This is a genomic window from Bartonella sp. JB63 (assembly GCF_002022665.1).
GTDB lineage: Bacteria > Pseudomonadota > Alphaproteobacteria > Rhizobiales > Rhizobiaceae > Bartonella.
Window position 1 is genome coordinate 531,708 of record NZ_CP019788.1, and the last position, 24,404, is coordinate 556,111.

At 33.3% G+C, this 24,404-nt stretch carries 19 protein-coding genes; 4 read left to right on the top strand and 15 right to left on the bottom strand.

What is annotated here, in order from left to right:
• Window positions 1–78 precede the first annotated feature (78 nt).
• From BJB63x_RS02310 to BJB63x_RS02325, 4 genes are all read left to right on the top strand, one after another.
• Window positions 79–1,743, top strand: coding sequence for a BID domain-containing T4SS effector (locus tag BJB63x_RS02310; RefSeq protein ID WP_078719630.1), 1,665 nt, complete (start codon window positions 79–81; stop codon window positions 1,741–1,743).
• An 86-nt stretch (window positions 1,744–1,829) separates the two neighbouring features.
• Window positions 1,830–3,740 (top strand): BID domain-containing T4SS effector, encoded by a 1,911-nt coding sequence (locus BJB63x_RS02315; protein WP_078718849.1) that lies wholly within the window; start codon window positions 1,830–1,832, stop codon window positions 3,738–3,740.
• Window positions 3,741–3,918: 178 nt separating this feature from the next.
• Window positions 3,919–4,125, top strand: a complete 207-nt coding sequence (locus tag BJB63x_RS02320; protein ID WP_078718850.1) for an antitoxin VbhA family protein — start codon at window positions 3,919–3,921, stop codon at window positions 4,123–4,125.
• A gap of 456 nt (window positions 4,126–4,581) precedes the next feature.
• Window positions 4,582–6,282 (top strand): BID domain-containing T4SS effector, encoded by a 1,701-nt coding sequence (locus BJB63x_RS02325; RefSeq protein WP_078718851.1) that lies wholly within the window; start codon window positions 4,582–4,584, stop codon window positions 6,280–6,282.
• A gap of 107 nt (window positions 6,283–6,389) precedes the next feature.
• Here the strand turns inward: BJB63x_RS02325 and BJB63x_RS02330 are convergent, their stop codons facing one another.
• The 15 genes from BJB63x_RS02330 to BJB63x_RS02405 all read right to left on the bottom strand — a co-directional run bounded on the left by BJB63x_RS02330 (window position 6,390) and on the right by BJB63x_RS02405 (window position 24,402).
• On the bottom strand, window positions 6,390–6,872 hold the full coding sequence (locus tag BJB63x_RS02330) for a BID domain-containing T4SS effector (RefSeq protein ID WP_078718852.1): 483 nt from the start codon (window positions 6,870–6,872) through the stop codon (window positions 6,390–6,392).
• 165 nt (window positions 6,873–7,037) lie between these two features.
• Window positions 7,038–7,328: a hypothetical protein gene (locus BJB63x_RS02335; protein ID WP_078718853.1), complete on the bottom strand. Its 291-nt coding sequence runs from the start codon at window positions 7,326–7,328 to the stop codon at window positions 7,038–7,040.
• Between the two features lie 15 nt (window positions 7,329–7,343).
• Complete coding sequence (locus BJB63x_RS02340) at window positions 7,344–7,541, bottom strand: hypothetical protein (RefSeq protein ID WP_078718854.1); 198 nt, start codon at window positions 7,539–7,541, stop codon at window positions 7,344–7,346.
• Window positions 7,542–7,698: 157 nt separating this feature from the next.
• Complete coding sequence (gene traG / locus BJB63x_RS02345) at window positions 7,699–9,615, bottom strand: Ti-type conjugative transfer system protein TraG (protein WP_078718855.1); 1,917 nt, start codon at window positions 9,613–9,615, stop codon at window positions 7,699–7,701.
• Between the two features lie 146 nt (window positions 9,616–9,761).
• Window positions 9,762–11,354, bottom strand: a complete 1,593-nt coding sequence (locus tag BJB63x_RS02350) for a BID domain-containing T4SS effector (protein ID WP_078718856.1) — start codon at window positions 11,352–11,354, stop codon at window positions 9,762–9,764.
• 171 nt (window positions 11,355–11,525) lie between these two features.
• Window positions 11,526–13,154, bottom strand: coding sequence for a BID domain-containing T4SS effector (locus BJB63x_RS02355; RefSeq protein ID WP_078718857.1), 1,629 nt, complete (start codon window positions 13,152–13,154; stop codon window positions 11,526–11,528).
• Between the two features lie 230 nt (window positions 13,155–13,384).
• Window positions 13,385–15,034, bottom strand: a complete 1,650-nt coding sequence (locus BJB63x_RS02360; RefSeq protein WP_078718858.1) for a BID domain-containing T4SS effector — start codon at window positions 15,032–15,034, stop codon at window positions 13,385–13,387.
• Between the two features lie 205 nt (window positions 15,035–15,239).
• Window positions 15,240–17,282: a BID domain-containing T4SS effector gene (locus BJB63x_RS02365; protein WP_078718859.1), complete on the bottom strand. Its 2,043-nt coding sequence runs from the start codon at window positions 17,280–17,282 to the stop codon at window positions 15,240–15,242.
• Between the two features lie 34 nt (window positions 17,283–17,316).
• Window positions 17,317–18,591, bottom strand: a complete 1,275-nt coding sequence (virB10, locus tag BJB63x_RS02370) for a type IV secretion system protein VirB10 (protein WP_078719629.1) — start codon at window positions 18,589–18,591, stop codon at window positions 17,317–17,319.
• A gap of 2 nt (window positions 18,592–18,593) precedes the next feature.
• Window positions 18,594–19,448, bottom strand: a complete 855-nt coding sequence (virB9, locus tag BJB63x_RS02375) for a P-type conjugative transfer protein VirB9 (RefSeq protein WP_078718845.1) — start codon at window positions 19,446–19,448, stop codon at window positions 18,594–18,596.
• Window positions 19,445–20,113, bottom strand: coding sequence for a virB8 family protein (locus BJB63x_RS02380; protein ID WP_078718844.1), 669 nt, complete (start codon window positions 20,111–20,113; stop codon window positions 19,445–19,447). The genes virB9 and BJB63x_RS02380 overlap by 4 nt, the downstream gene beginning before the upstream one ends.
• Window positions 20,103–20,429: a conjugal transfer protein TraJ gene (locus BJB63x_RS02385; protein WP_078718843.1), complete on the bottom strand. Its 327-nt coding sequence runs from the start codon at window positions 20,427–20,429 to the stop codon at window positions 20,103–20,105. The genes BJB63x_RS02380 and BJB63x_RS02385 overlap by 11 nt, the downstream gene beginning before the upstream one ends.
• 186 nt (window positions 20,430–20,615) lie before the next feature.
• Window positions 20,616–21,611, bottom strand: a complete 996-nt coding sequence (locus BJB63x_RS02395; RefSeq protein ID WP_078718841.1) for a type IV secretion system protein — start codon at window positions 21,609–21,611, stop codon at window positions 20,616–20,618.
• A gap of 5 nt (window positions 21,612–21,616) precedes the next feature.
• Window positions 21,617–22,051, bottom strand: a complete 435-nt coding sequence (locus BJB63x_RS02400; RefSeq protein ID WP_194284788.1) for a type IV secretion system protein — start codon at window positions 22,049–22,051, stop codon at window positions 21,617–21,619.
• Window positions 22,048–24,402 (bottom strand): VirB4 family type IV secretion/conjugal transfer ATPase, encoded by a 2,355-nt coding sequence (locus BJB63x_RS02405; RefSeq protein WP_078718839.1) that lies wholly within the window; start codon window positions 24,400–24,402, stop codon window positions 22,048–22,050. Before BJB63x_RS02405 ends, BJB63x_RS02400 begins: the two co-directional genes overlap by 4 nt.
• Window positions 24,403–24,404: the final 2 nt, after the last annotated feature.

Consider the following 24,404-nt stretch of genomic DNA (forward strand, 5'->3'; position numbering starts at 1 on the left):
AAAATTTTAGAAGAATTCGTGTATATTAAAGTGTATTTATTATACAATAATATTTTTAAGTATAGGTAAAGGTTTGATATGAAAAAAATAAATCTTTTTAAAAGTGATAGTTCATCCAGTTCAGTTTCATATTGTGATTATACTTATCCTGAAAGTGAAATACTAAAAAATAAATACGGAATACAAAATTCTCAATATCTTGACAAACAATGTAGATCTGATTCAGATAAGGCAGCTGTTCTTTTGCGTCAAGAACCGTTGCCACCAAAAATTAATTCTAACTATTTAAAACATATTCATAAATGCTTATTTGAGAGCTCGTTTGAATGGGCGGGGCATACTCGCGATCTTCCATTTACATTTGAAGATGGCACAATTGCAAATATATCAAAGATGCTAATACCAGAATCAACTGCTTTTTTTCAAGATAGTAACAAAATCAAAAAACAATTACAGAAATTTGATAATATCCTTAGTCAGAAGAAGGAATTACAAGGTTTATCGCGCGAAGAATTTATTGATGAGGCAGTGAAGCTTTTTTCCTTTCTCAACTATATACATCCATTCAGAGACGGTAATGGACGTACACAACGACTGTTTTTTGAAAGGCTTGCAGAAGCTGCAGGTCATACACTTGACTTTTCAGTTGTGACAAAACAGCGTATGATAAATGCCTGTAGTAATGCGATACCTAAAGAAAATAGTGTGGTAAACTATAAAGAGATGAAACATCTGTTTGAAGATATTTCTAATCCAAAAAAATTGCGTCTTTTAAAAGATTTTTTAGACTCTTTGCCTGAATATGAACGTAGTTATCTGGATAATCACGTTGTTATAATGCCACAAAATGATATAATCTATACAGGTAGATATAAAGAGAGTAGTCCAGATTCTATTATAATTGTGACGAAAGATTCATATGTTGTATACTGTAAAGATTATTTGGCACCAGAGGAACTTAAGGCATTAAAAGTCGGTGAGTCAGTTACTTTTTCAGTTCTAGGAAATAAAGACTTAGATAAAATTCTCGTTCCAGCAGAAAATTTAGCTCCTTTGAAGCAAGAAGAAATAATCCAAAAGATTAAAAATAATACCAGAGTTCAAGATTGCCAAAAAAAAGTCGAAGATTTAGCAAAAATTGTTTATGGTGATCCAAAAGTATTAGATCAAATTGAAAATTATATTATTCAAGATGCAAAAGATGGTGAAAGGATCTCTAACACGATTTTAAAGGATCCTAAATCTATCTCTAAACTTTCAGGTTTCAAAATAATGAGTAAAATAAAATCTCCGGCCCGCATATGTGCTGAAAGAAATCTTTTACCACTCAGTCAAGAAATTCTAGCATATACGGCTGCTATAATATCTTCTCGAGATAAAATTATACACGATCATAATTTAGAACAAAACCGCCTTAAAAATTCAATAAAAATGCCTAGCACAGTAATACAAAATCTTCTTATTATGTCACCAAATATGAGGGGACAATATTTAGGAACAAGGGATTGTTTTGAACTTCAAAAAGAGATTTGTAGTTTTTTGCTTCAAATTAATAATCGTTTTTCAAAAGACCAACTTGAAACAATCAAAAGAAGTAATTATGAAAAAATCGCTAAAGATATTGGTATATCAGAAAGTAAAGCGAAAGTTCTTTTAATAACTCTTCTTGAAATGAAAAAATTATACCAACAATTGCAAAAAATGAGAATAAGTCAACCAGCAAAGATGACTATAGCTGTTTAAAATACAAGTTTTCATTCTCATATGAATGGGCTGAAATCGTTGATGACAATATCATAATAAAAGTTATTGTTGAGGAATATATAGTTATGCCAACAAAATTATTATCTTTGACAGCAAAAGAACTAAAAAAACGTCGCCGAATCGTTGATTCGGCGATTTACACTCACACTATTGAAAATATCACTTTGCATCCTGATACACTTCTAGTTTTAGAAAGATATGCGGAAGGGGATTATTCATTAGATGAATTTAATGTTATTATGGATACTACTGAGAAAATTATTTTGGATGACATGCAGATTACAAGTACAGAAGAGTCTCAAGTAGAAGAAAACATAATATCATTTAACTTTCAATCCCCATCACCCTATCACTACACTTATCCTAGAAGTTTCGTACTGAAAAATAAACACGGAATAACAGACGAAAAAATTCTTTCTATGGTAAGTGGACATCACACAGTGAGGGCAATCCTTAATTTACACCACGAGACTCTACCAGAACATTTTGATTCTTCCTATCTAAAATATATTCATAAATGTTTGTTTGGGAATACATTTGAATGGGCTGGGAATACTCGCGATGTTGCATTTACATTCGCAGATGGCACATCTGCTATTATGCCAACAATGAGAAAAATGAACTCAAAAAATTCTTTTGCAAAAGGTGAGAGAATCGCTAAAGAACTACAAAACTTGGACAAAATACTCGCAGAGTGTAATAATCTTCAAGGACTATCACGTCAAGATTTTGTTCATAAAGCAACCGGTGTATTTACTTTTCTTAATTACATACATCCATTCAGAGATGGTAATGGGCGCACACAACGAATGTTTTTTGAAAAACTCGCTGAAGCTGCAGGCCATCAACTTGATTTTTCAGTTGTCACAGCAAAACGTATGGTGATTTCCACTATGATTTCTATAACTGATAGTGGTAATATAGGTGATATAAGCGCTGTAAGACATATGCTTGAAGATATTTCTAATCCAGAAAACGTATGTGTTTTAAAGGAATTCATGAACTCTATGAATGAGATCGAACGTAAAAATGCACAGAAAAGAATTATTTTAGCGCCAAATAAAGACGAAATCTATACAGGTATCTATGAAAGTGATAGCCCAGATTCTATTCTACTTAAAATAGATCGTAATTACATTGAAAAACCGCTTTATATGGTATTCAAGAAAGATTATCTTTCACCAGAACAACTTAAGGCATTAAAAGTCGGTGATGAGTTTTCCTTTAAAGACCCAATAAAAGAAAATATAAAAAATTTAGAAAATCTTCTCATTCCAAAAGAAAGGTTAGCTTTTTTAACTGAAGAGCAAATTGTTGAAAGGATTAAAGGTCATTACGATGTCCAATTAAAACGAGAAGAAGTCAATTTTTATGCAAAGCGTGTTTATCGGAAGTTAAAAAAATTTGACGCAAAGATAGAGACCATTAATCAAAATACACAATTTGGTCGAGAGCTTATTCAGCAGATTACTAATTCCCCTGAATCTATATCTAGATTAGCAGGTAAGAAAATATTAGGTATAGGAAATTTGAAATACAAAAGCGCTAAACAAAATGTTTATACACTCATTCAAAAAGTTGATGAATATGTGAATACTGTAAAACGTGTGAAAAGTGTAATTCTTGGAGAGCATCTAATGGAACAAAAGCGTCTTGCAACAATAGTGGAAATGCCTAGCAAAGAAATACAAAATATTTTTAACTTACCAAAAGATATGCAGAGAGAAGCTTTGAAGTCCTCTTCTTCGCTGCACGAAGAACTCAATAATTTTATAAAAAAGGTTCGTTCCCGTCTTACATTAAAAGAATATGTATTGCTTTATAATGCTAACTATAAAGAATTAGCTGAAAGCGTTGGCATATCAGAAAGTAGAGCAAAGCAAATTAAAGAAATCTTTACGAAAAACAAAATATTACAAAACTCATTGAAACAAATAAAATTTAGTGACACACAAATAATAAATATAGTTAACTGAAAATGTGAGACTTTCTAATTTATCTAACATTCATAGATGGCAATTATTATGGCAACATTTTGCTCATGGAGAAATATAAATGGTTTATAAATTTTAGCTTTAAAAAACAATAAAAGCATAAAAAATAAGAATGTATGCTTGTTTTTTATAAGAGCAAATAAAGAAAAAGGAAAGACTCATGAAAAAAACTTCAACCGATCATTTTACATCTCTAACACCAGAAGAATTACAAAAACGCCGTGAAGCGGTTGATGCAGCTATCAGTACACATGAAATTGAAGGGATCACCCTTCATTCTAAAACGCTCGAGATTTTAGAAGGATATGCGAAGGGAGAATATTCATTAGAAGAATTCAATACTCTTATGGATGATGCAGTATTATAAAAAGTTCACCCTAAGAAATAAGTTTTAGAGCTATAAGGACACATGATGTTAGCATTTCATAATCTATCCTTATCTTATAATTAATCTATTCTGATAGCGAAACGCTAAAATAAATATGGAATAATGGATTTTGAACAACTTAAAAGGAGATGTGCTCATGATACATGCAAAAGCAATCGTCAATTTACGTCAAGAAGCACTGCCAAAGAAATTTGATTTCTCTTAATCTAAAGACCTTCATGCTTATCTGAAAATACCTTTGAGTAGGCTGGTCATGCCCGCGATCTCCCATTTAAGTTTGAATAAGTGTGTTCGTACACAAAAAGAAAGAGTACTTACAGAAGTTATTTCATAAAATCAAAGAACTGTGCCTTGAATTTCGAGAGTTCAAAATTAATCAATTAAAAATAACGGTTATAGGAAATTAAAAATACGATTAAAAAAAAGAAAAAATTTATGAAAAAAACTCTACATAAAGATTCTTCATCTCTTACATTGCAAGATCTAAATGTTTTATACTTCAGTAAAACAAAAAATGAAGCATTACCTGATAATTATACCTATTCTGGCAGCAATACACTGAAAAACAAATATGGAGTAAAAAGCTTTATACGCTTTGTTCAAAAGTGTGAGCATGATGTAGTAGAAGCAATTATTAATTTACGTCAAGAAGCGCTGCCAAAGAAATTTGATTCCTCTTATTTAAAATATCTTCACAAACGCTTATTTGGAAATACGTTTGAGTGGGCCGGTCATACCCGCGATCTCCCATTTAAATTTGAAGATGGTACAGTTGCCGTCATGAGCAAAATCGGAAGTTCATCCTCGATATTTTCTCTAGCAGTTGGTGATAAAATCAAAGAATGTTTAGAAAAAATAGATAGAATACTTTCTGAAAAGAACAATTTAAAAGGCTTATCGTGCAAAGAGTTTGTTAATAATGCAGGGGAAATATTTACTTTTCTTATTAATATACATCCATTTAGAGAAGGAAATGAGCTTACACAACAAATATTTTTTGAAAAGCTTGCAGAGGCTGCAGGTCATAAGCTTGATTTTTCAGTTGTGACAAAAGAACGCATGAAATGTATCTATAGTGATGCAATAATGCTAAAAGGTGATGTAGATAATACAACTGCTGTGAAGCATCTGTTTGAAGATATTTCTAATCCAGAAAAAGTAAGTATTTTAAAGGAATTTATCAACTACAGAGTAAGAGTAAATGCCGCCTCTTGTAATATAAATAATCAAATTATTGTAGCACCAAATGAAGGTGATACCTACACGGGTACCTATGAAGCTGATAGCCCAAATTCCATTATGATTAAAACAACGGATTTTTGTGTTATATGCTACAAAGATTACTTCACACCAGAACAACTTAGAGCATTAAAATTTGGTGATAAAATCACCTTTACAGCTCCAATAACCAAAAATTTAGACCAGATTCTCATTCCAGCAGAAAAATTAGCTCCTTTGACAGAAGAAAAAATAATCGAAAGAGTTGTAAATAATATCTATGTTCAAAAAAGCCGAGAAGAAGTCGAGCATTTATCAAAGCTTGTTTATGGCAACTCAAAAATATTAGATCAAAATCTGCATCTTATACATAAGAATCCTGAAATAGGTAAACAGCTTGCTGAACAGATTGAAAATTCTCCTCAATCTATTTCTAACCTTGCAGGTTTCAAAATAGGGGTAATAAAGAGTCCAAAACGCAAAATAGCTGAAAAGAATTTTTTTAAACTTCGTCAAGTAATTGAAAAATACGTAGATACTTTAGAATCTATTAAAAATAAAATTCTTAAAGAGCATCAAGTAGAACAAAGACGTCTTGGAAAAGCAATAAAAATGCCTAGCGAAGCAGTACTAAATATTCTTAATTCACCAAAGGATAGATGGAACGAATCTTTAGAGTTCTCTCCTTCACTTCGAGAAGAATTCAATAGCTTTATGAGCAAAGTTGTTTTGCGTCTTTCAACAAGAGAGCATAAAGCCCTTAATGAGGCCGATTATAAAACATTAGCTGAAAGCATTAGTATATCAGAAAATAGAGCGAGAATAATTACAAAAATCTTTAATAAAGCCAAAGAAATATGTCTCGAATTTCGAGAATTCCAAATAAATCGATTAAAAATAATGATGATAGAAAATTAAAAATGAGTAAGCAGGAACTGTTGAACATAATATCGTAAAAACAATTCTTACCGATAAATATTAAATACACTAAGAATTTATATTTTAATTGGCCATAGAGATTGTTTTTAATAGATTAATTCGGATCTCTTGAAGTTGTTGGTGTATTCTTCAATTACTTGACTGAGTTCTGAAATATTTTTTAGCTTTTCTACGTTTAAACTATTGAAGATCCCTAATGTGAAACCTGCAAGGTTAGAAATAGATTGAGGAGAATTTTCAATCTGTTCAGCAAGCTGTTTACCTATTTCAGGATTCTTATGTATAAGATGCAGATTTTGATTTAGCATTTTTGAATCGCCATAAACAAGCTTTGATAAATAATCGACTTTTTTCCAATTTTCCTGAACCGAGGTAGATCTTATAATCCTTTGGATTATTTCCTTTTTCGTTAAAAGATCTAATTTTTCCGCTGGAATGAGAATCTGGTCTAAATTTTTGGCTATTGGATCTGTAAAGGTGATTTTATCACCAAATTTTAATGATCTAAGTTGTTCTGGTGTGAAGTAATCTTTGTAGCATATAACACAAAAATCCGTTGTTTTAATCATATAATGGAATTTGGGCTATCAGCTTCATAGGTATACTGTGTAGGTATCATTTTCATTTGGTGCTACAATAATTTGATCATTTATATTACAAGAGGTGACATCTACTCTTACTTTGTAGTTGATAAATTCCTTTAAAATATCAATTTTTTTGGATTAGAAATATCCTCAAACATAATTTGCATAGGCTTGAGAAATTCTTTCTTCTGCCTTACTACTGACAAATGTCATGCATTTTTCTGTTATAATCGAAAAATCAATCTCATGATCTGCAGATTTTGCAAGCTTTTCAAAAAACATTCGCTGTGTAAGTCTATTATACTCTCTGAATGGATGTATATGGTTGAGAGAGGAAAAAAGCTTTACTCCCTCACGGATAAATTTTTCGCGCGATAAACCTTGCAAATTATTCTTTGCAGCAAGCGCTTGATCAAATTCCTGTGAGTTTAGTATTTGCATTATTAACAATATTGGCTAGTTATTACCATCTTTAAACTTAAATGGGAGATCGCGGGCATGACCAACCCACTCAAACGTATTTTCAGATAAGCGTTTGTGAAGGTCTTTTAGATAAGAGAAATCAAATTTCTTTGGCAGTGCTTCTTGACGTAAATTGACAATTGCTTTTGCATAATCATGCGCACATCTCCTTTTAAATTGTTCAAAATCCATTATTCCATATTTATTTTAGCGTTTGTTAGAGATGTAAAATGATCGGTTGAAATTTTTTCATGAGTTTCTGCTTTCTCTTTACTTGCTCTCATAAAAAATAAGCACACGTTCTTGTTTTTTACTTTTATTGTTTTTTAAAGCTAAAATTTATAAAGTTCTACTTTCCTTTTGGAGCAAAACGATTCTTTTCAGTAGCATCTAACAGTTCTTTTCTTCTGAAATAGATTGCTCGTCCACATCGTAAAGGTGGCTGCCCTTGCATAAGAATGATTTGTTCATCTTGACGCATCTCTTGAATAATTTCATGAGGTAAAATAAGTGCTCTCTGTTGATAATTGATATTTTTAGAGCCTTTTAAAAATTGTCCTCTAGATTTACTTGCTCCTGTTACTTCGACAGTCATTTGACCGCAACGTTCTGAAATATCTTTAGCTGTTTGTAGATCTTTAATAGCTGCATAACTGACAAACGAACAACTTTCAAACCATGATTGTGCTCCTGATTTTCCGAAGTGATTGACCAACTGACCAGAGGACTGATAAAATAACATTAAGGATGTGCCATATTTACGTCCACGGTCACGCGCTTCTTCCAAAATATTCATATAACCAAGCAAATCAACCTCATCCAGAACAAATAAAACACGTTTTTTGTAGTTTCCATCAGCTGTAACCATTGCGTTTAAAAAGGCGCCAATAATTACACGTCCAATTCCTGGATAACTGTTCAAAATACTTGCGGGAAGATTAAGAAAAATATCTGTATTTCCATCTGCTATATCGGAGGATAAGAAATCATCACCACAAACAAGATCTGCATAATTGGATAAAGAAAGCCACTGAGTATCTTTTGAAGCAGTTGTATAAACACCTGAAAAAGTTTGATCTGCCATTTCTGTGAAAATACCAACCATTTCACGAATAAAAGGAGAAGGTGATGTGTCTTGAATATTGCGCAATTGATTAACAACAGCTGTTTCTGATTGAGAAAGGATTCTGCGCAACGTTTTTAAATTACGCTCACTGTCTTCGTATTCATCAGAGAATATAACATGTGCAAGAAGAGCAGTTAAAAGATTATGCGCTTGTGTTGAAAAATATTCTGCTGAAGAATTCTCTGTTTTTTTATCAGTAAGTAGCAATTTAGAAAAACCTACAATATTGGCTTCACGTTGTGTGCGAGGTACGCTATCATCTAAAAGCCAATCGAGAACATTGAAAGTTTTTGTTGATATTGAAGCTGGATCGAGAATAATAACATTTCTATTATTCATTTTTTTACGCGTAAATTGAACCATTGGAGCAACTTCTGTTGAAGGATCAAGACAGACAATGGATCCTGGATATTTTAAACATGCTGGAATCACCGTACTTGTTGTTTTATATCCACCAGAACCAGCAAAAAAAATCATGTGGGTTGAACCGAAATCAAGATTAAATGTTAACAAAGGCGCTGTTCCACCTTTCCCCCATGTTGATTTATCGCCTGGCGCAAAAGGAATATTACACACATTATCTTGATCAACACGGTATCTTTCGCCAATAACAATTTGGCCATCTGCAGGAAAAATTTTTTTTGCTTCATTTAAATTCATCCATGATGCATCACCAAATATTGCTTTTCGAGCACGTTTTACTCCTTTTTTATTTTTATGGGGAGTCGTTATAAAGAATTGAATTGCTAAAAGAAAAGCACCGCTGATTACGCCAAAGAAAACCATATCATCGATAAACTTTAGAGCATAACTCCACGTTATTCCCTGTTGGCCGATATAAGGGCTTAAGCGTTTAACTTCACAGCTAATATAGTAAAGAGAAGTACCAATAAAAAAGATTGCTGTAACAATTGCAATTCCTTTTCGTAGATGCAATTTTTGCAATGTAGTATAAATCAATGGTATAGCCACAACGAAAACTAGCACCAATAATGGTTCCGAACGAATATACCAATATTTCTCATGGTCCTGTAATCCATTTATCATAAATAATAATACGTAAGGCATAAGGAATATCGTTAAAGCGCCTAAAATTATAGGCATTAAAACAAGAACCAACTGTGTTTTTTTATATTTCATTATGTTCTACTCTTTATTTTACCATGCCATAAAAATGTTTCATTAATTGAACTTATAATTTAAACTGCATCTTTTTTTAAAAGGTGTAGTTATTACAAATAACTGTTATCCATAAATGTTTATATGAAATACAAAGCTCATGCATTTTAGAGAGTATTAGTTATCATTTCTGAGCGGTTAGGTTGTAGTATTTGTAATAATTTTTTAGTTTTATTAACAGTTTCTATCATTATCTTTGCTTTATTTTCTGATATGCCAATACTTTCAGAAAGAGCTTTATAATTAGCTTTATAAAGCTCGTGATTTTCTTTTGTTGAAAGACGGATAGTGACTTTACGCATAAAATTATTGAGTTCTGTGTAAAGTGTAGGACAATCTTCTAACGCTTTTATTTGCATTCTTCTAGATAAGTTAAGCATATTTTGCATTTCTTTGCTAGGCATCTTTACTGTTTGCGCAAGACGTTTTCCTTTCGCTTCATGTTTTGCAACAATTTCGTGTTTAATCTCTAATACCATATCTATATACTTATCAACTTCAGTACTAAGTGCACTAACATTGCGTTCAGCATTTTTACGTACTGAACTTTTTATGCCTAATATTTTGAAACCTAATAACTTAGAAAAAGATTTAGGAGAATTTATAATCCTTTTAGAAAGATCTCTACTCATTTCGAAATCTGTATGAACAAGCTCCATATTTCGATTTAATATTTCCGAATCGCCGTAAACAAGTTTTGATAGCTCCTTGATTTTTTTTTGGCAAGTTTGAACACTTGAATTATTTTCAATTTTCTTGATTATGTAGTCTTCTGTCAAGGGAGCTAATCTTTCTGCTGGGATGAGCATTTTGTCTGAATCACTTATTGGAATTGTAACGGTAAGTTCACTACCTGGTTTTAATGCTTTCAGTTGTTCTGGTGTAAGATAATCTTTATGGCATATGACGCAAAAATCTTTTGTTTCGATCATAACAGCATCTAAACCGCTTTTTTTATAAAGGCCTTCATAAGTTATACCTTTACGTGAAATTATAACAACTTTATTATTTAAGTCTTTGCGCTCAATTTTCGGTAGGTGGCAAACAAATTCTTTTAAAAGACATATTTTCTCTGGATTGGAGATATCTTCAAAGAGATGTTTCATCTCTTCATAATTTACATTACCTTTTACAGGTATCGTATCATTACAAGCATGTATCATACGCTGTTTTGTCACAACTGAAAAATTAAGCGTATGACCTGCAGCTTCTGCAAGCTTTTCAAAAAACAGTCGTTGTGCACGCCCATTACCAACTCTAAATGGATGTATGTAGTTGAGAGAGGAAAAAAGCTTTACTGCCTCATCAATAAATTCTTCGCGCGATAAACCTTGTAAGTTTTTTTTTTCAAAAAGCATCTTATCAAATTCCTGCAAGCTTTTTCTAATAGCGCTACCAGCGACAAAAAAATTATTTGAGTTTGGTATTTTCATTATTAACAATTTGGCACGCGTGCCATCTTTAAACTTAAATGGCATATTGCGGGTATGTCCAGCCCATTCAAACGTGCTCTCAAATAAGCATTTATGAATATATTTTAAATAGTCAGAATCAAATTTTTCTGGCAACGGTTCTTGACGCAAACTAACAGTCGCTTTTGCTACATCATGAGCACATTGTTTGTTTAATGCTTTTTCATCCATTATTCCATGTTTATTTTTTAATACTTTAATGTCAGGATAATAATAAAATGAATACATATTTCTTCCTTTCACTTTGATTGATTTCATGAAATAAAAATATGTTCTTACTTTGATGATATTATTTTTTATAATACTGTATAGCCGTCAAGATTGATTTTTCTTTATGGAAATAAATTATTACAAAACTCACCTGTCTATATGAGAATGAAAGCGAGAATCCTTGAATTTTTATATGGTTATAGCTGCTATCTTCGGGCAATCAGCTTTAATGGCGTCAAACTGTTTGTATAATTTTACTCCTTTATTGAAAATTTGTGTAATTATCTTTGCTTTGCTTTGTGATATGCCAATACTTTCAGCCAGCACTTTATGATGAGTATCACGGACATATTCTAGCTCACTTGTTGAAAGACGGGATTTGACTTTGCACAGAAAATCAAAAAGATCTTTATGAAGTGAGGGAGAGGACTCTAAAGCTTTTTTCTGCATATCCTTTGGCAAATTAAGAATATCTTGCACTTCTTTGCTAGGCATTTTTACTATTTGTTCAACACGTTTTTGTTCTCTTTTATATTTTATAAAAATTTTATCTTTAACAGATTTCACAATTTCCACATGTTGTTTAACTTCTCGACTGAGACTTGAAATATTTCTTTCAGCTGCTTTGCGTTTTGGACTTTTTATAAACCATATTTTAAATCCTGCGAATTTAGAAATAGATTGAGGAGAATTTCTAATTTGTTCGGCAAGCCGTTGACCCACTGCAGGATCTTTATTAATAAGGTGCATATGTTTATCTAATACTGTTATATCTCCATAAACAACCTTTAACAAATGGTCGATTCTTTTTCGGCTTTCGTTAATACAAGCAGTATTTTTAATCTTTTTAATTATTTCTTCTTCCTTTAAAGAAGCTAATTTTTCTGCTGGGATAAGAACTTGATCCAAATCTTTATTTATTGGACCTGTAAAGCTAAGCTCATTACCGGGTTTTAATGCCTTGATTTGTTCTGGTGTAAGATAATCTTTATGGCATATGACGCAAGAATCTGCCGTTTCAACTATAATAGAATCCACACTAGCTCCTCTGTAAATACCTGTATAAGATATACCTTCACGCGGCATTATAACACATTCATCATCCAAACGTTCGCGTTCAAGCTTAGGTATATGATTAAATAATTCCCTTAAAACACCTGCTTTTTCTGGATTAGAAATATCTTCAAACAAATGTTTCATTGCTTCATGAGCTTTATCACCTTTTAGAATTATTGCATTAGCACAAGCACATCTCATGCGTTCTTGTGTCACAACTGAAAAATCAAGTGTATGACCTGCAGCTTTCGCAAGCTTTTCAAAAAACATTTGTTGTGCAGGTTCATTACCACCTCTGAATGGATGTATATAGTCGAGAAAAGAAAAAAGCTTCACTGCTTCATCAATAAATTCTTTGCGCGATAAACCTTGTAAATTATTTTTTGCAGCAAGCATTTGGTCAAATTCTTTTAAGCTTTCTCGAATTTTGTTACTAGCTGCAAAAAAAATATTTGAATTTGGCATTTTCATCATTAACATTTGAGCAGTTGTGCCATCTTTAAATGTAAATGGAAGATCCCGGGTATATCCAGCCCATTCAAATGCTTCTTGAAATAAGGATTTATGAAGATATTTTAAATAGGAAGAATCAAACTTTTCTGGTAGGGACTCTTGACGCAAATTAGCGATTACTTTTTTTGCATCACGTGTGCATTTCTCTTGAAGTTTTTTAAAATCCATTATGCCATATTTATTCTTTAATGTTGTAGTGTTAGGATAGGCATAATTACGAACTAAAGACATATCGGAAGATGTTAGCATTGTTTATCTTTACTCCCAATAAGTACTAACAACTATATCAACAAATCCGGAACTTTTTTATAATTCTTTTAGCATTAGAGATGTCCAATAACTAGTTGATTTTGTCAGCATAATTTTTCTCTTTTGTTTGTTTTTATGAGACAAAAATATGTTTTTATTGTGTTATGACGTTGTCACTTTTTTGATGTTATAAACAATCACGAGCACCTTTTCTTTTTTCATAGTTATAATTATAATACTGTCAAAAAAACTTCTGTAGTCATCACTTTCGGGCGATTAGCTTTAATTGTTTCAAGTTTTTTGCATAATTCTTTGCCTTGATTAACAGCTTGTATAATTATCTTTGCTTTACTATCTGATATTCCAATACTTTTAGCCAGTTTTTCATAATCAGCAGAATCGATGCTTTTTCTCTCACTTACAGAAAGACGAGAATTGATTTTACACAAAAAACTACAGACATCTTTATGAAGCACTTCAGGATTTTCTGCCTTTAAAGCTTCTTTCCAATTATTTGATTGTAATTCAAAAATCTTTTGCACTTCTTTGCTAGGCTTTTTTATTGCTTGTTCAACACGTTTTTGTTTTTTTTGATGCTCTTTAAGAATTGTCTTTTTAGCATATTCTACAATATCGACATTTTCCTTAATTGCTTTACTGAGTTCTGAAATATTTCTTTCAGCTACCACGCGTCTTGGATTCTTTATAGGCCCTATTTTGAAACCTGTAAGCTTAGCAATAGATCGAGGAGATTTTTCAATCTGTTCGGCAAGCTGTTCACCTATTTGAGGGTTCTTATGTATAAGATGTAGATTTTTATCTAATATTTCTGAAACGCCATAAACAAGCTTTGATAAAGATTCTATTTTTCTTCTATTTTCCTGAACACAAGCAGTATTTTTAATCTTTTTAATTATTTCTTCTTCCTTTAAAGGAGCTAATTTTTCTGCTGGGATAAGAACTTGATCCAAATCTTTATTTATTGGACCTGTAAAGCTAAGCTCATTACCGGGTTTTAATGCCTTGATTTGTTCTGGTGTAAGATAATCTTTATGGCATATGACGCAAGAATCTGCCGTTTCAACTATAATAGAATCCACACTAGCTCCTCTGTAAATACCTGTATAAGATATACCTTCACGCGGTATTACAACACATTCATCATCCAAACGTTCGAGTTCAAACTTAGGCATGCAATTGAATAATTCCCTTAAAACACCTGCTTTTTCTGGATTAGAAATATCTTCAAACAAATGTTTCATTGCTTCATGAGCTTTATCACCTTTTAGAATTATTGCATTAGCACAAGCACATCTCATGCGCTTTTTTGTCACAACTGAAAAATCAAGTGTATGACCTGCAGCTTTCGCAAGCTTTTCAAAAAACAGTCGTTGTGTAGGCCCATTACCACCTCTGAATGGATGTATATAGTCGAGAAAAGAAAAAAGCTTCACTGCTTCATCAATAAATTCTTTGCGCGATAAACCTTGTAAATTATTTTTTGCAGCAAGCATTTGGTCAAATTCTTTTAAGCTTTCTCGAATTTTGTTACTAGCTGCAAAAAAAATATTTGAATTTGGCATTTTCATCATTAACATTTGAGCAGTTGTGCCATCTTTAAATGTAAATGGAAGATCCCGGGTATATCCAGCCCATTCAAATGCTTCTTGAAATAAGGATTTATGAAGATATTTTAAATAGGAAGAATCAAACTTTTCTGGTAGGGACTCTTGACGCAAATTAGCGATTACTTTTTTTGCATCACGTGTGCATTTCTCTTGAAGTTTTTTAAAATCCATTATGCCATATTTATTCTTTAATGTTGTAGTGTTAGGATAGGCATAATTACGAACTAAAGACATATCAGAAGATGTTAGCATTGTTTATCTTTACTCCCAATAAGTACTAACAACTATATCAACAAATCCGGAACTTTTTTATAATTCTTTTAGCATTAGAGATGTCCAATAACTAGTTGATTTTGTCAGCATAATTTTTCTCTTTTGTTTGTTTTTATGAGACAAAAATATGTTTTTATTGTGTTATAATGTTGTTACTTTAAAAGTACATAATTAAAAATTCTCCTTAATTTATATTTATTTTTTGAGGCTGTTTAGATCTGACTGGTTTCAACGGTCTGCACAATTCTTTACAACTCATAACAACTTTTGTAATTAATCTTGCTTTTTTTTCTGATATGCCAACGCTTTCAGAGAGTGCTTTATAATTAGCTTTACAGAGCTCTTTATACTCTATTGATGATAGACGATAAACAACATTATTTATAAATTTATTAAATTCTATGTGAAGTGAGGGAGAGGACTCTAAAGCTTTTTTCTGCATATCTTTTGGCAAATTAAGAATATCCTGAATTTCTTTGCTAGGCATTTTTACTACTGTTCCAAGGCGTTTTTGTTCTGTATTATGCCGTTCAATTATTAAATTTTTACGATATTTTACACTTGCAATATAATCATCAATTGCATTACCAAGTTTATAAATATCTTTTTGATCTGTTTTAGATTGAAATTTCTTATTTGCTCTTTCAGAAATACTTTTTGGATCATTAACAATCTGATCGGATAGAGATTTATAATTTTCTGGATTTTTATTAATCATCATTATATATTCTGCCAGTATTTGTGGATCTTTGTAAAGAATTTTTGACAATTTCTCGATCTCTTTTACTTTTTCTTGAAGGGTGATGTTTTTTTTAAGATTTTCAATAATTTCATCATCCGTTAAGGAAAGTAATTTTTCTTCTGGTATAAGAACTGTATCTAAATTCTCTTCCTTAGAAACTGTAAAAGTGAACTCACCACCGATCTTTAATTCTTTTAGTTGTTTTGGTGTAAGACGATCTTTAGGGCATACAACACAAGAATCCTTTGTATCGATCATAATAGCATTTCCAGTACTTCCTTTATAAGTACCCGTATAGACTATATTATCACGTGGTATTATAATATTTGTATTATTTAGATCTTTGCACTTAACAGTAGCTTCATTATATATAGCATCCTTCAAAATATCTATTTTTTCTGAATTGGAAATATCCTCAAAAAGATGTTCTATAACTTCACCACTTACATTACCCTTTTCCTCTAGTCTTTTTGCGTACCAAATCGCATCATTATTGGCACGTAACATGCGTTGTTTTGTCACAACTGAAAAATCAAGTGTATGACCTGCAGCTTTCGCAAGCTTTTCAAAAAACAGTCGTTGTGTAATTTCATTGTCTTCTTTAAATGGATGTATAAGGTTGAAAAAAGAAAAAAGCCCTACTGTCTCACCGATAAATTGTTGACGCGATAAGCCTTTTAAATTGTTTTTTTCTCTAAGTATTTGATCAAATTTTTTTAAGCTTTCTTGAACTTTCCTATCTTCTTTAAACATATTATTTGGGTTCAATTTTTTCAGCTCTAGCATGTCTACAGTTATATCGTCTTTAGACGTCAGTAGATAATTGTCATGTCCAATCGGTTCAAACCTTTCACTAAATAAACATTCATGAAGGTATTTTAAATAAGAAGAATCAAACTTTTCTGGCAAAGGCTCTTGGTATAAATCCACGATTTTTTTCATTCTATGATGTGCATTTATGGTATTAATAGTTGCAGCATTTATCTTTACATTTTTTAAACTATTTAGGATCAATTTTTCAGTACTATCCATGATAATACCCAATTCATTTCTTGGATAGCTCCCCTTCGCATATTCTTCCAAAACTGTCAGTGTATTAGGATGCAAAGAAACATTATTAAGAATATGGGTATTAATGGCTGAAGCAACAATTGTACGACGTTCTTGTAATTCATCTACTATTAGAGCACAATAATTATTGGCTTCTATATTTGAAGTGTTTGAAAGTTTTTGGTATGAATTAATAATTGCTTGTATTGTATGATGTGCATTTATAATATCAAGAGGTACACTGCTTCCATCTAAATTTCTTACTTCACTAAGAAGAGCTTTTACAGTAGTATCCATAATAGTATTAAATTCATGTAATGAATAATTTCCTTTTACGTACCCTTGTAAAGCCAAGATTGTATTAGGATGCAAAGGAATATTTTTAATAGTATGGCTATTAATAGCCGAATTAACAATTTCTTGTGTATTTAGCATAATTCTTCCTTATTTATATTTTGGGGGTTTTGCTTCATTTTGGTTTCACCATAGAGTTTTTATTAAAGTCTCCTGAGAAGGCACGATGAATAATCTGTTTGTTATTTTCGACAATTTTTAATTTGTAGACAGTTGAGAAATCTAGGTCGCGCGCAACAAAGACATTGATCATTTCGCCCTGATTTTTAGTTAAGCTTGGAGGGATATTGATGTAATCTTCTGCGAGCATTCTTGCTATATCTACTCCTGCAGAGATACTATCTATTCTTGTTCCCGAAGAGAAGATATTTTCTTCTTCATGTATTTGTTCTTTTTCTTCCTTTTGTTTTTTTGGTGAACTTATCCAATTTCTTGCGTAATTTGTTGCATCTCTGACGACTGATACAAGAAGTGCGGAACCAAGGCGTTCAAACCAATGATTATCAATATCACCATCAATACCGGATCGACCTAAAGCATCTGTTGCTGGTGAGCCCAATGTTATAATGATACCGCTTGGTGTTTTGGCTCTATTCCACAATATGAAGAGACGCGTTTGACCTTTTTTCAAACCGGTACGATATTCACCAACGATTTGTGTTCCTTTATCGAGCAAGACGACACGACCATTGTCTGACAAGATATCTCTGGAAACGATACAGCTGACAAATCCTTGTTGATCACTACTAATTGCTGTTTCCAAGATACATGGGATAGAAGCTCCCATTGCAATGATATAATTGCGATTACCGAGGGTTGAAGCGCGAATACCTTTTAGTTTTGTTGGTTCGAGAAGTTGATTGAACTGTTGTGCTGTTTTATCGGGGGTATTGTGTTGGTGAGAAGAAGCATCATTATTATTTGCTGTATTGGTTTGTTGCTGATTTGGATTAGAATAGGCCAAAACGGGAGCTCGTTGTGCTGCTTCCAATAACTTATTATTAGCACTATTATTGGGTTGATTGATTGTTGGCGTTGGCAATTCAACTTTAGGCAATAGGGTTTTATTTTTATCAGCCAACTCGAGAGGAGCTAGCGTGGGTTTGACTGACTGGAAAATTTCTGTTTGCTTACTGCTTGTTTCTTTAGGTAATTCTATTGGTTGTCTTTTCGTATCTTTTGAAGTTGAAAGGATTGCATAAATTAAATAAATACAGACAGAGAAGAGAATAAGAAGAGCTATAGCTTTTCCTAAATTAAATCTTTCTTTTTTCCTTTTATTGTCGTTTATTGTATCACGATCGTTTATTGTATCACGATCGTTTATTGTATCACGATCGTTTATTGTATCGCGATCACTGAAGCTTAGTTCGTCCACTTCATCGTTCATGGTTATTTCCCTACGTTTACTTCACGTTGGACAGAAGGTGATGTTGTACCGGTTTCGGGGTTAATTCCTCTTGGTATGAATCCTTTATTAAAGATACACAGGACTTCATTTCCACGCCGCAAAGTGAATTGCATGGCTATGGCATGAACAATGACCTGGTTTCCTTTAATGGATTTTGGAACAATAGATTCTTGTCCATCAAGTGAGACAATATAAATGGCAGGAATTTCGTTATTTCCTAAAAAAGTAAACGTTGTTGTTTTGCCGTTATCATAGACCGAGGTTGGTTCAATGATAGGGGAGCCTTGAGCAACATAAGCCCAATTACGTGGGCCAAAATGTTCGTGCATATTTAAGATATCATCGACAGATTCTTCTTCATTTTGTTTGACTTTAGCTTCTTCAGCTAATTTTTTACGCAAGGATTCATCTTCTGGATAACGAAATTTTACAAAGAAATATGTATCATTGCCAATGGAGACATCACCTTCACGTACCTGAAGTTCAAATTGATAAGATCGTTTTGTTCCATCTTGGCGGGTTGTGACGATTTGTAGATTGGTGGTAGGCTGAACTTCCCGGGGTTTGAGGAAGACAAAGTGACCAGCTGGTGCAACTTGCCAAGCGACGGAATTGCCAATTCCAATATAGGAAATATTTTCATCGTCAGCGAATTCAATCTGCACTGAAGAGCGAATAGATCCAATGATTTTTGTGACATTGTAGGGATCATAATTGATAAATCTAATGCGATTATCTTTATGGCCACTAACAGGAGAAATTTCTGCCCATGATAAAGGGGTATAACAACTTATTGCAACAATGAGAGTTAAAAAGAATATTTTTACTCTGATCATTGGACCACCTCTGGATCAGATCTATAGGCTGATACTTGGAAGCCGAGCGGATTAATTAAACGATCTTCTACTGAAATGCGTGTATTAATGTAGGAAAAATTCATCACCGAAACCCAATGCGAAATATCTTCTTTTTCATTGGAATCTCTAATTGTTTTATAATACCGCACTTGAATGAGATCTTTACTTAAAAAAGAGATGGATTTTATTGTGATTGTTACAGTCATATTTTGATAGATATTTTGCGGACTTTCTGGATTATTTCCCGAATACCATTTAGCAAAACGATTTTGTTCTTCTAGTGAAGATAAAAGAGAAATGATACGAAAATTATTGGCTGTTTCTGATAATTGGAAACTTTCGCGTGCTCGAATATATTTGCTAACAAAATAGCGTGTTATTGCTTCATCATAGTTTTGCGGTTCATCTTTTAGAGCACTAACAACATCGACGATACCAGTAGAATTATCCACTCGAATGACGAAAGGTTCTATGGTTTTTAAGGGTGTTAATGCTACCACAGCTAAAGCTAAAGCGATGGCCATCAATCCAAAAAGTACGGTCAAAGCCATGAAAATTTTTATTTGCAGCCGCATATTATTCATACGATCGATATCAAATGACCGCGCTTCTTTTATATATTCATTAAACTCATCACTTTTCATGGGTGATCTCCGCATTTTTATAAGATGATGCTTGGTGGTTTATTGAATCCAAAGGAGGCGTATTTAATCCGACATGAGCTTTTGGTACTTCATTTTCTAGTGTGTTGAGGATAATGGGAGTTGGAACTGGCTTAACAGCTGTATTATTGTGTTGGAGGACGTTTTCGTCACTCCAGCTCCACTTATTCCACTTACCTTGATTGAGCACACGGACATTTTGGCCGTTACAACGTGGGAGTTTTGGGGGACCACTCTTTAAGGCACAGCCGGTAAGAGCTATCATAAAAGTCAAAATGATAGTTATTTTTAGTTTCATTGTTTGAGCTCACAAACATCTTGAAAGATAAATTGTTGTTTTGCAGTGCACGATTTTACAAAATTATGGAGCAAAGCATGAAAATTGGCCTTTTGAGAAAGCAGAGCAGATTTTTCATGCACTTTACATATGGCTAACGCCTTTTGTTTAAAGGCATTAACCATGATTTTGTTGAAAAATTTGACATTAAAATCGGCCACGCGCACCCCCTCCACGCATCATTTGTGCAGCATGTGCAGCATGCGCAGCACTAGCGCTTCGAGAAACTCCTGAAGCCGTATTTCTTGCTATGCCTCCACCGAGGTTAAAGCCACTTCTGAAGGCGTTAGAAGCCATCGACAACATTTGTACTCCTGCAGATACTCCGGCATGATAATATGGTCCTCCACTAGAGAGTGCAGAAGCAATGGTGGGAAGTCCTTGAAAGAGAAAACTTCCTACTATTGAGACTACCAGGACAGGGGGAAGTAAGAAATAGATTGAATCATATTGGCTGTCGAAAACATACAAAGTAATTTTGCACATCATTGTTCCCAGAAACATCACAAGAACTTGTAAAACTGTAAAGTTAACTAATGTTGTAATCCATGCATCGGCGTATCTTCTGGTTACATTGAACAAATATAAACTAATGAAAACAGGTCCGAGACTTATGACCATGACCAATGTGACTCTGGCAAACATTTGGATAATAAAACCAATTGTACAAAAAATAATAATTGCCAAAAACATTAAAGCACCAATCAGTCCAACTACAATCTTTTCAAAAAAATACGCTCTAGCTACAAATTCTTGATAACGAGTATTGGCCACTAACAAAATATAATCGAAGACATTGGAATCAACGGGATTACTATTGAACGCATTTCCGATAGCATTTGCTAAATTACCAAAGAATATGTCTTTAACGTAAATATTAAATGTATCTGCATTTGTTGCCATTGTTGTCACGATAACGATTTTGACGACATTATTAATAAGGCTATGCATTGAAAGGGCAGCGCGGCCAGTCATAACATTGTAGCCATATAAAAAGATAAAAATGATAGCTGCCAGGTTTAATGGTGTTGCAATAGCAGAAGACAAGCTACTAACTGTTGAATCCACCACACCATTGAGCGGCACTAAAATATATGAAGAAACACTTTCGAATGGAGTAAATTTAAAATCTGGCTTTGGCATTATTTTTATCTGATTTTGATATTATTTTTAGCTTTCTCCAACTCTTCTTTTAGTGTGTTGTGAACAATTTCATGTTTTTTTTCTTGTTCCTCTTCACGTTTTTTTTCTTTTGATTGAGAATTTTCTGATTTAATAATAGAAAGAGCCTGAAGTTTTAGAATGTCTACTTGAAGCTTAGCTTGAAGAATAGCCAGCTTGGATTCAAGATCTTTTCTTTTTTTTTCATCAGTTTCTGATAAAATTTTCTGACTGATTTCCTGAATCTCTTTTTCATTTTTAGTAGCTGAAGCATAAATAGATTCAGCTATTTTTAATTTTGTCTCTTCTGATGTTGTATCTTCTATGACACTTTTATAATATCGCTCACTATCTTCTGTAGCTCCCGATACTCCATGAGAGATGAAACTTGAAGATAAAAGCATAATTATAAATTTTTTCATTGAACTTGTCTCCTTTGATGAAATATAGGCAACCATATATCGGGGTTTGTTCCATACTCATCTATAATTTGATTCATGAGTTCAATATTTCTGGTTGTCCCGCTTAAGACAGCAATTTCATTGTCCATTCCACGTAAGTTCAGTTCTGCAACAATGGAGTTCTGTCCTTGTTTAATGAGAAAACGCCGAGATTCTCTACTTAATTCTGATTGGATTAGCTCAAATTCACGTTCAGTCAGTTTAAAATTTTCAACATAGTCGTTATAATTAGCTTTTTGATTTGGAAAAAATATTTGCGTGGGGCATTGTTCAATAATTGTGTGGGCAATGGTTGAATTCAAAGCATCTCTAGGGCTTTGTGTTGCAAAGAGCATCATGCCATTTTGTTTACGAATTGTTTTCAGACGATCTTGAGTAAAAGCTTTAAATGAATCATCCTCAAGCGCTTTCCAGAATTCATCGATAACAATAATGATACGTCGACCATCAATAAGATCGAGAATGCGGTTAAACAGATACATCATCAGAGGCCGACGAATTTCTTCATTATCTAGGAAATCCGTCATATCATAACCTATGAATTGGGCATCTAAATTGAGATCATCTTGGTCATTATCAAAGACCCACCCTAAAGGATTACCTTTAGTCCAACGTTTTAAACGCATGGCAATACCTTCTGTGGATGTATTATCAAAAAACAGTTGAAGTGCACCGAGAGAGCGTTGTGCTAGGGGAAGGCTTTCTAAGGAATTAATTGCTCTAGCAATATCTTGCCTTTCTTGTTCTGTTACTGTTTGGCCTTCGGAGGTGACCAGTTTTAAGACCCAGTGCTGAAGGAAGAGTTTATTCTTTTCGGTGTATTCCATACCTTTTAATGGCGCAATATTAGTAGGTTTGCCGTTTTTCAAAGGCTTATATTTTCCACCTCCAGCGCGGACAAAGATTTCTGCTCCCTGATCTTTATCGAAAAAGACTATTGTTGGGTTATATTTTTGCGATTGTGCAAGAAGAAAATTAACAATGACTGTTTTTCCAGAACCTGATGGACCACAAACAAAGGTATTTCCAACATCACCATAATGAAAATTAAAATAGTAAGGCGAACTCGCTTGTGTTTGCAGTAAGGCAACTGCAGAGCCCCAAATATTACCTTTCAATTTGCCAATCGGGAAGGAATGAAAGGGCGATAAGGCTGCAAAATTTCTGCTGCTAATGGCTCCAGAGCGTGCTCGATAGCTAAAGTTTCCAGGAAGTTGTGCCCACCATGCTGCCTCTAATCCTAGATCTTCTCTGGCTATAACTGCTCCACCATTCGTCAGGTACGAACGGGCTTTGGAGAGGTATTCTGCCAATTCTTGTGGACGATCAGAAAAAACTGCTAAAGAGAGATGATGTTCTCCCAAAACAAAACGATTAGACTCTAAATCATCAAGTGCATCATCAAGTGCACTAATTTGCGAGCTGGCTCGATCAGCCACATTGATCATTTGATTTTGTTTACGGCTCATAATAGCACTTGCAACTGCTTTACTTTTAAAAACAAAGGATTGCGTTAAGATCAATTCAAAGGGTGCTGTCAACAAACCATCTGTCATACCTGGACGTGTTTTAGAGGGATATTCCTTCCATCCAAACATACCTACAAAGCGTTCATTGCTTTCATGACGAATTTCAATAATTTCTTTTCCAAAAAGAACACGATCTGAATAAATCGTTGAGGCTATAGTGCCAAATGTAAGAGGGATGCGTTCACGCCTTCCTCCAACCAACTGATGAAGAAATTCGCTTTGCTCAGAAAATAAAATGCCATCATGCTCGTAGGTTGACAAAAGTCGTGCTTCATAGCTCTCAAGACCTTGTATAAGATCTTGGCCTAACTCTTCAAGTTTCCGAATAGATTCAGAATCTGGTTCCGTTTGTGTCTTCTTGGCTCGTGTTAAGCGATGAAAAAAAGTAGCTAGCTGTTCAGTTTTATCTGCTGAAGGATTCCAGAGTACCGAAAGATACAGATCATTCCGATAAAGATCTTTCAAAACCATCTTCTGTTTGTAGTGTTTATCTAAGGTTGTTGCAAAAGACGAAGAAAATTGGCTCTCTGGATAAATCGTTTCCCGTCGGCGGATAATATGAGAATATAAAGCAACACGTTCATCTGCAATATTTTTCAACAGCGTGTTTAATTGGATGTGTAACGAATTTAATTGGCTAATATCTGCAGTATCAAAGTTGATGCCTTCAATGGCAATCACCATCATTAAGCAGCGGGAATTCAACGCAATTACATGTTGATTGACATGACGAACATAGGGAATATATTCCTCCGGCAAAGATTCCATCTTCATCACTGACATCT

Excerpts from the sequence above, each read along its gene's own strand:
- BJB63x_RS02385 (WP_078718843.1), bottom strand. The coding sequence starts at position 20,429 with ATGAAACTAAAAATAACTATCATTTTGACTTTTATGATAGCTCTTACC.
- BJB63x_RS02395 (WP_078718841.1), bottom strand. The coding sequence starts at position 21,611 with ATGCCAAAGCCAGATTTTAAATTTACTCCATTCGAAAGTGTTTCTTCA.
- BJB63x_RS02365 (WP_078718859.1), bottom strand. The coding sequence starts at position 17,282 with ATGCTAAATACACAAGAAATTGTTAATTCGGCTATTAATAGCCATACT.
- BJB63x_RS02320 (WP_078718850.1), top strand. The coding sequence starts at position 3,919 with ATGAAAAAAACTTCAACCGATCATTTTACATCTCTAACACCAGAAGAA.
- BJB63x_RS02350 (WP_078718856.1), bottom strand. The coding sequence starts at position 11,354 with ATGTATTCATTTTATTATTATCCTGACATTAAAGTATTAAAAAATAAA.
- BJB63x_RS02315 (WP_078718849.1), top strand. The coding sequence starts at position 1,830 with ATGCCAACAAAATTATTATCTTTGACAGCAAAAGAACTAAAAAAACGT.
- BJB63x_RS02340 (WP_078718854.1), bottom strand. The coding sequence starts at position 7,541 with ATGGATTTTGAACAATTTAAAAGGAGATGTGCGCATGATTATGCAAAA.
- BJB63x_RS02405 (WP_078718839.1), bottom strand. The coding sequence starts at position 24,402 with ATGTCAGTGATGAAGATGGAATCTTTGCCGGAGGAATATATTCCCTAT.
- virB10 (WP_078719629.1), bottom strand. The coding sequence starts at position 18,591 with ATGAACGATGAAGTGGACGAACTAAGCTTCAGTGATCGCGATACAATA.
- traG (WP_078718855.1), bottom strand. The coding sequence starts at position 9,615 with ATGAAATATAAAAAAACACAGTTGGTTCTTGTTTTAATGCCTATAATT.
- BJB63x_RS02360 (WP_078718858.1), bottom strand. The coding sequence starts at position 15,034 with ATGCTAACATCTTCTGATATGTCTTTAGTTCGTAATTATGCCTATCCT.
- virB9 (WP_078718845.1), bottom strand. The coding sequence starts at position 19,448 with ATGATCAGAGTAAAAATATTCTTTTTAACTCTCATTGTTGCAATAAGT.
- BJB63x_RS02310 (WP_078719630.1), top strand. The coding sequence starts at position 79 with ATGAAAAAAATAAATCTTTTTAAAAGTGATAGTTCATCCAGTTCAGTT.
- BJB63x_RS02380 (WP_078718844.1), bottom strand. The coding sequence starts at position 20,113 with ATGAAAAGTGATGAGTTTAATGAATATATAAAAGAAGCGCGGTCATTT.
- BJB63x_RS02400 (WP_194284788.1), bottom strand. The coding sequence starts at position 22,051 with ATGAAAAAATTTATAATTATGCTTTTATCTTCAAGTTTCATCTCTCAT.
- BJB63x_RS02335 (WP_078718853.1), bottom strand. The coding sequence starts at position 7,328 with ATGCAAATACTAAACTCACAGGAATTTGATCAAGCGCTTGCTGCAAAG.
- BJB63x_RS02325 (WP_078718851.1), top strand. The coding sequence starts at position 4,582 with ATGAAAAAAACTCTACATAAAGATTCTTCATCTCTTACATTGCAAGAT.
- BJB63x_RS02355 (WP_078718857.1), bottom strand. The coding sequence starts at position 13,154 with ATGCTAACATCTTCCGATATGTCTTTAGTTCGTAATTATGCCTATCCT.
- BJB63x_RS02330 (WP_078718852.1), bottom strand. The coding sequence starts at position 6,872 with ATGATTAAAACAACGGATTTTTGTGTTATATGCTACAAAGATTACTTC.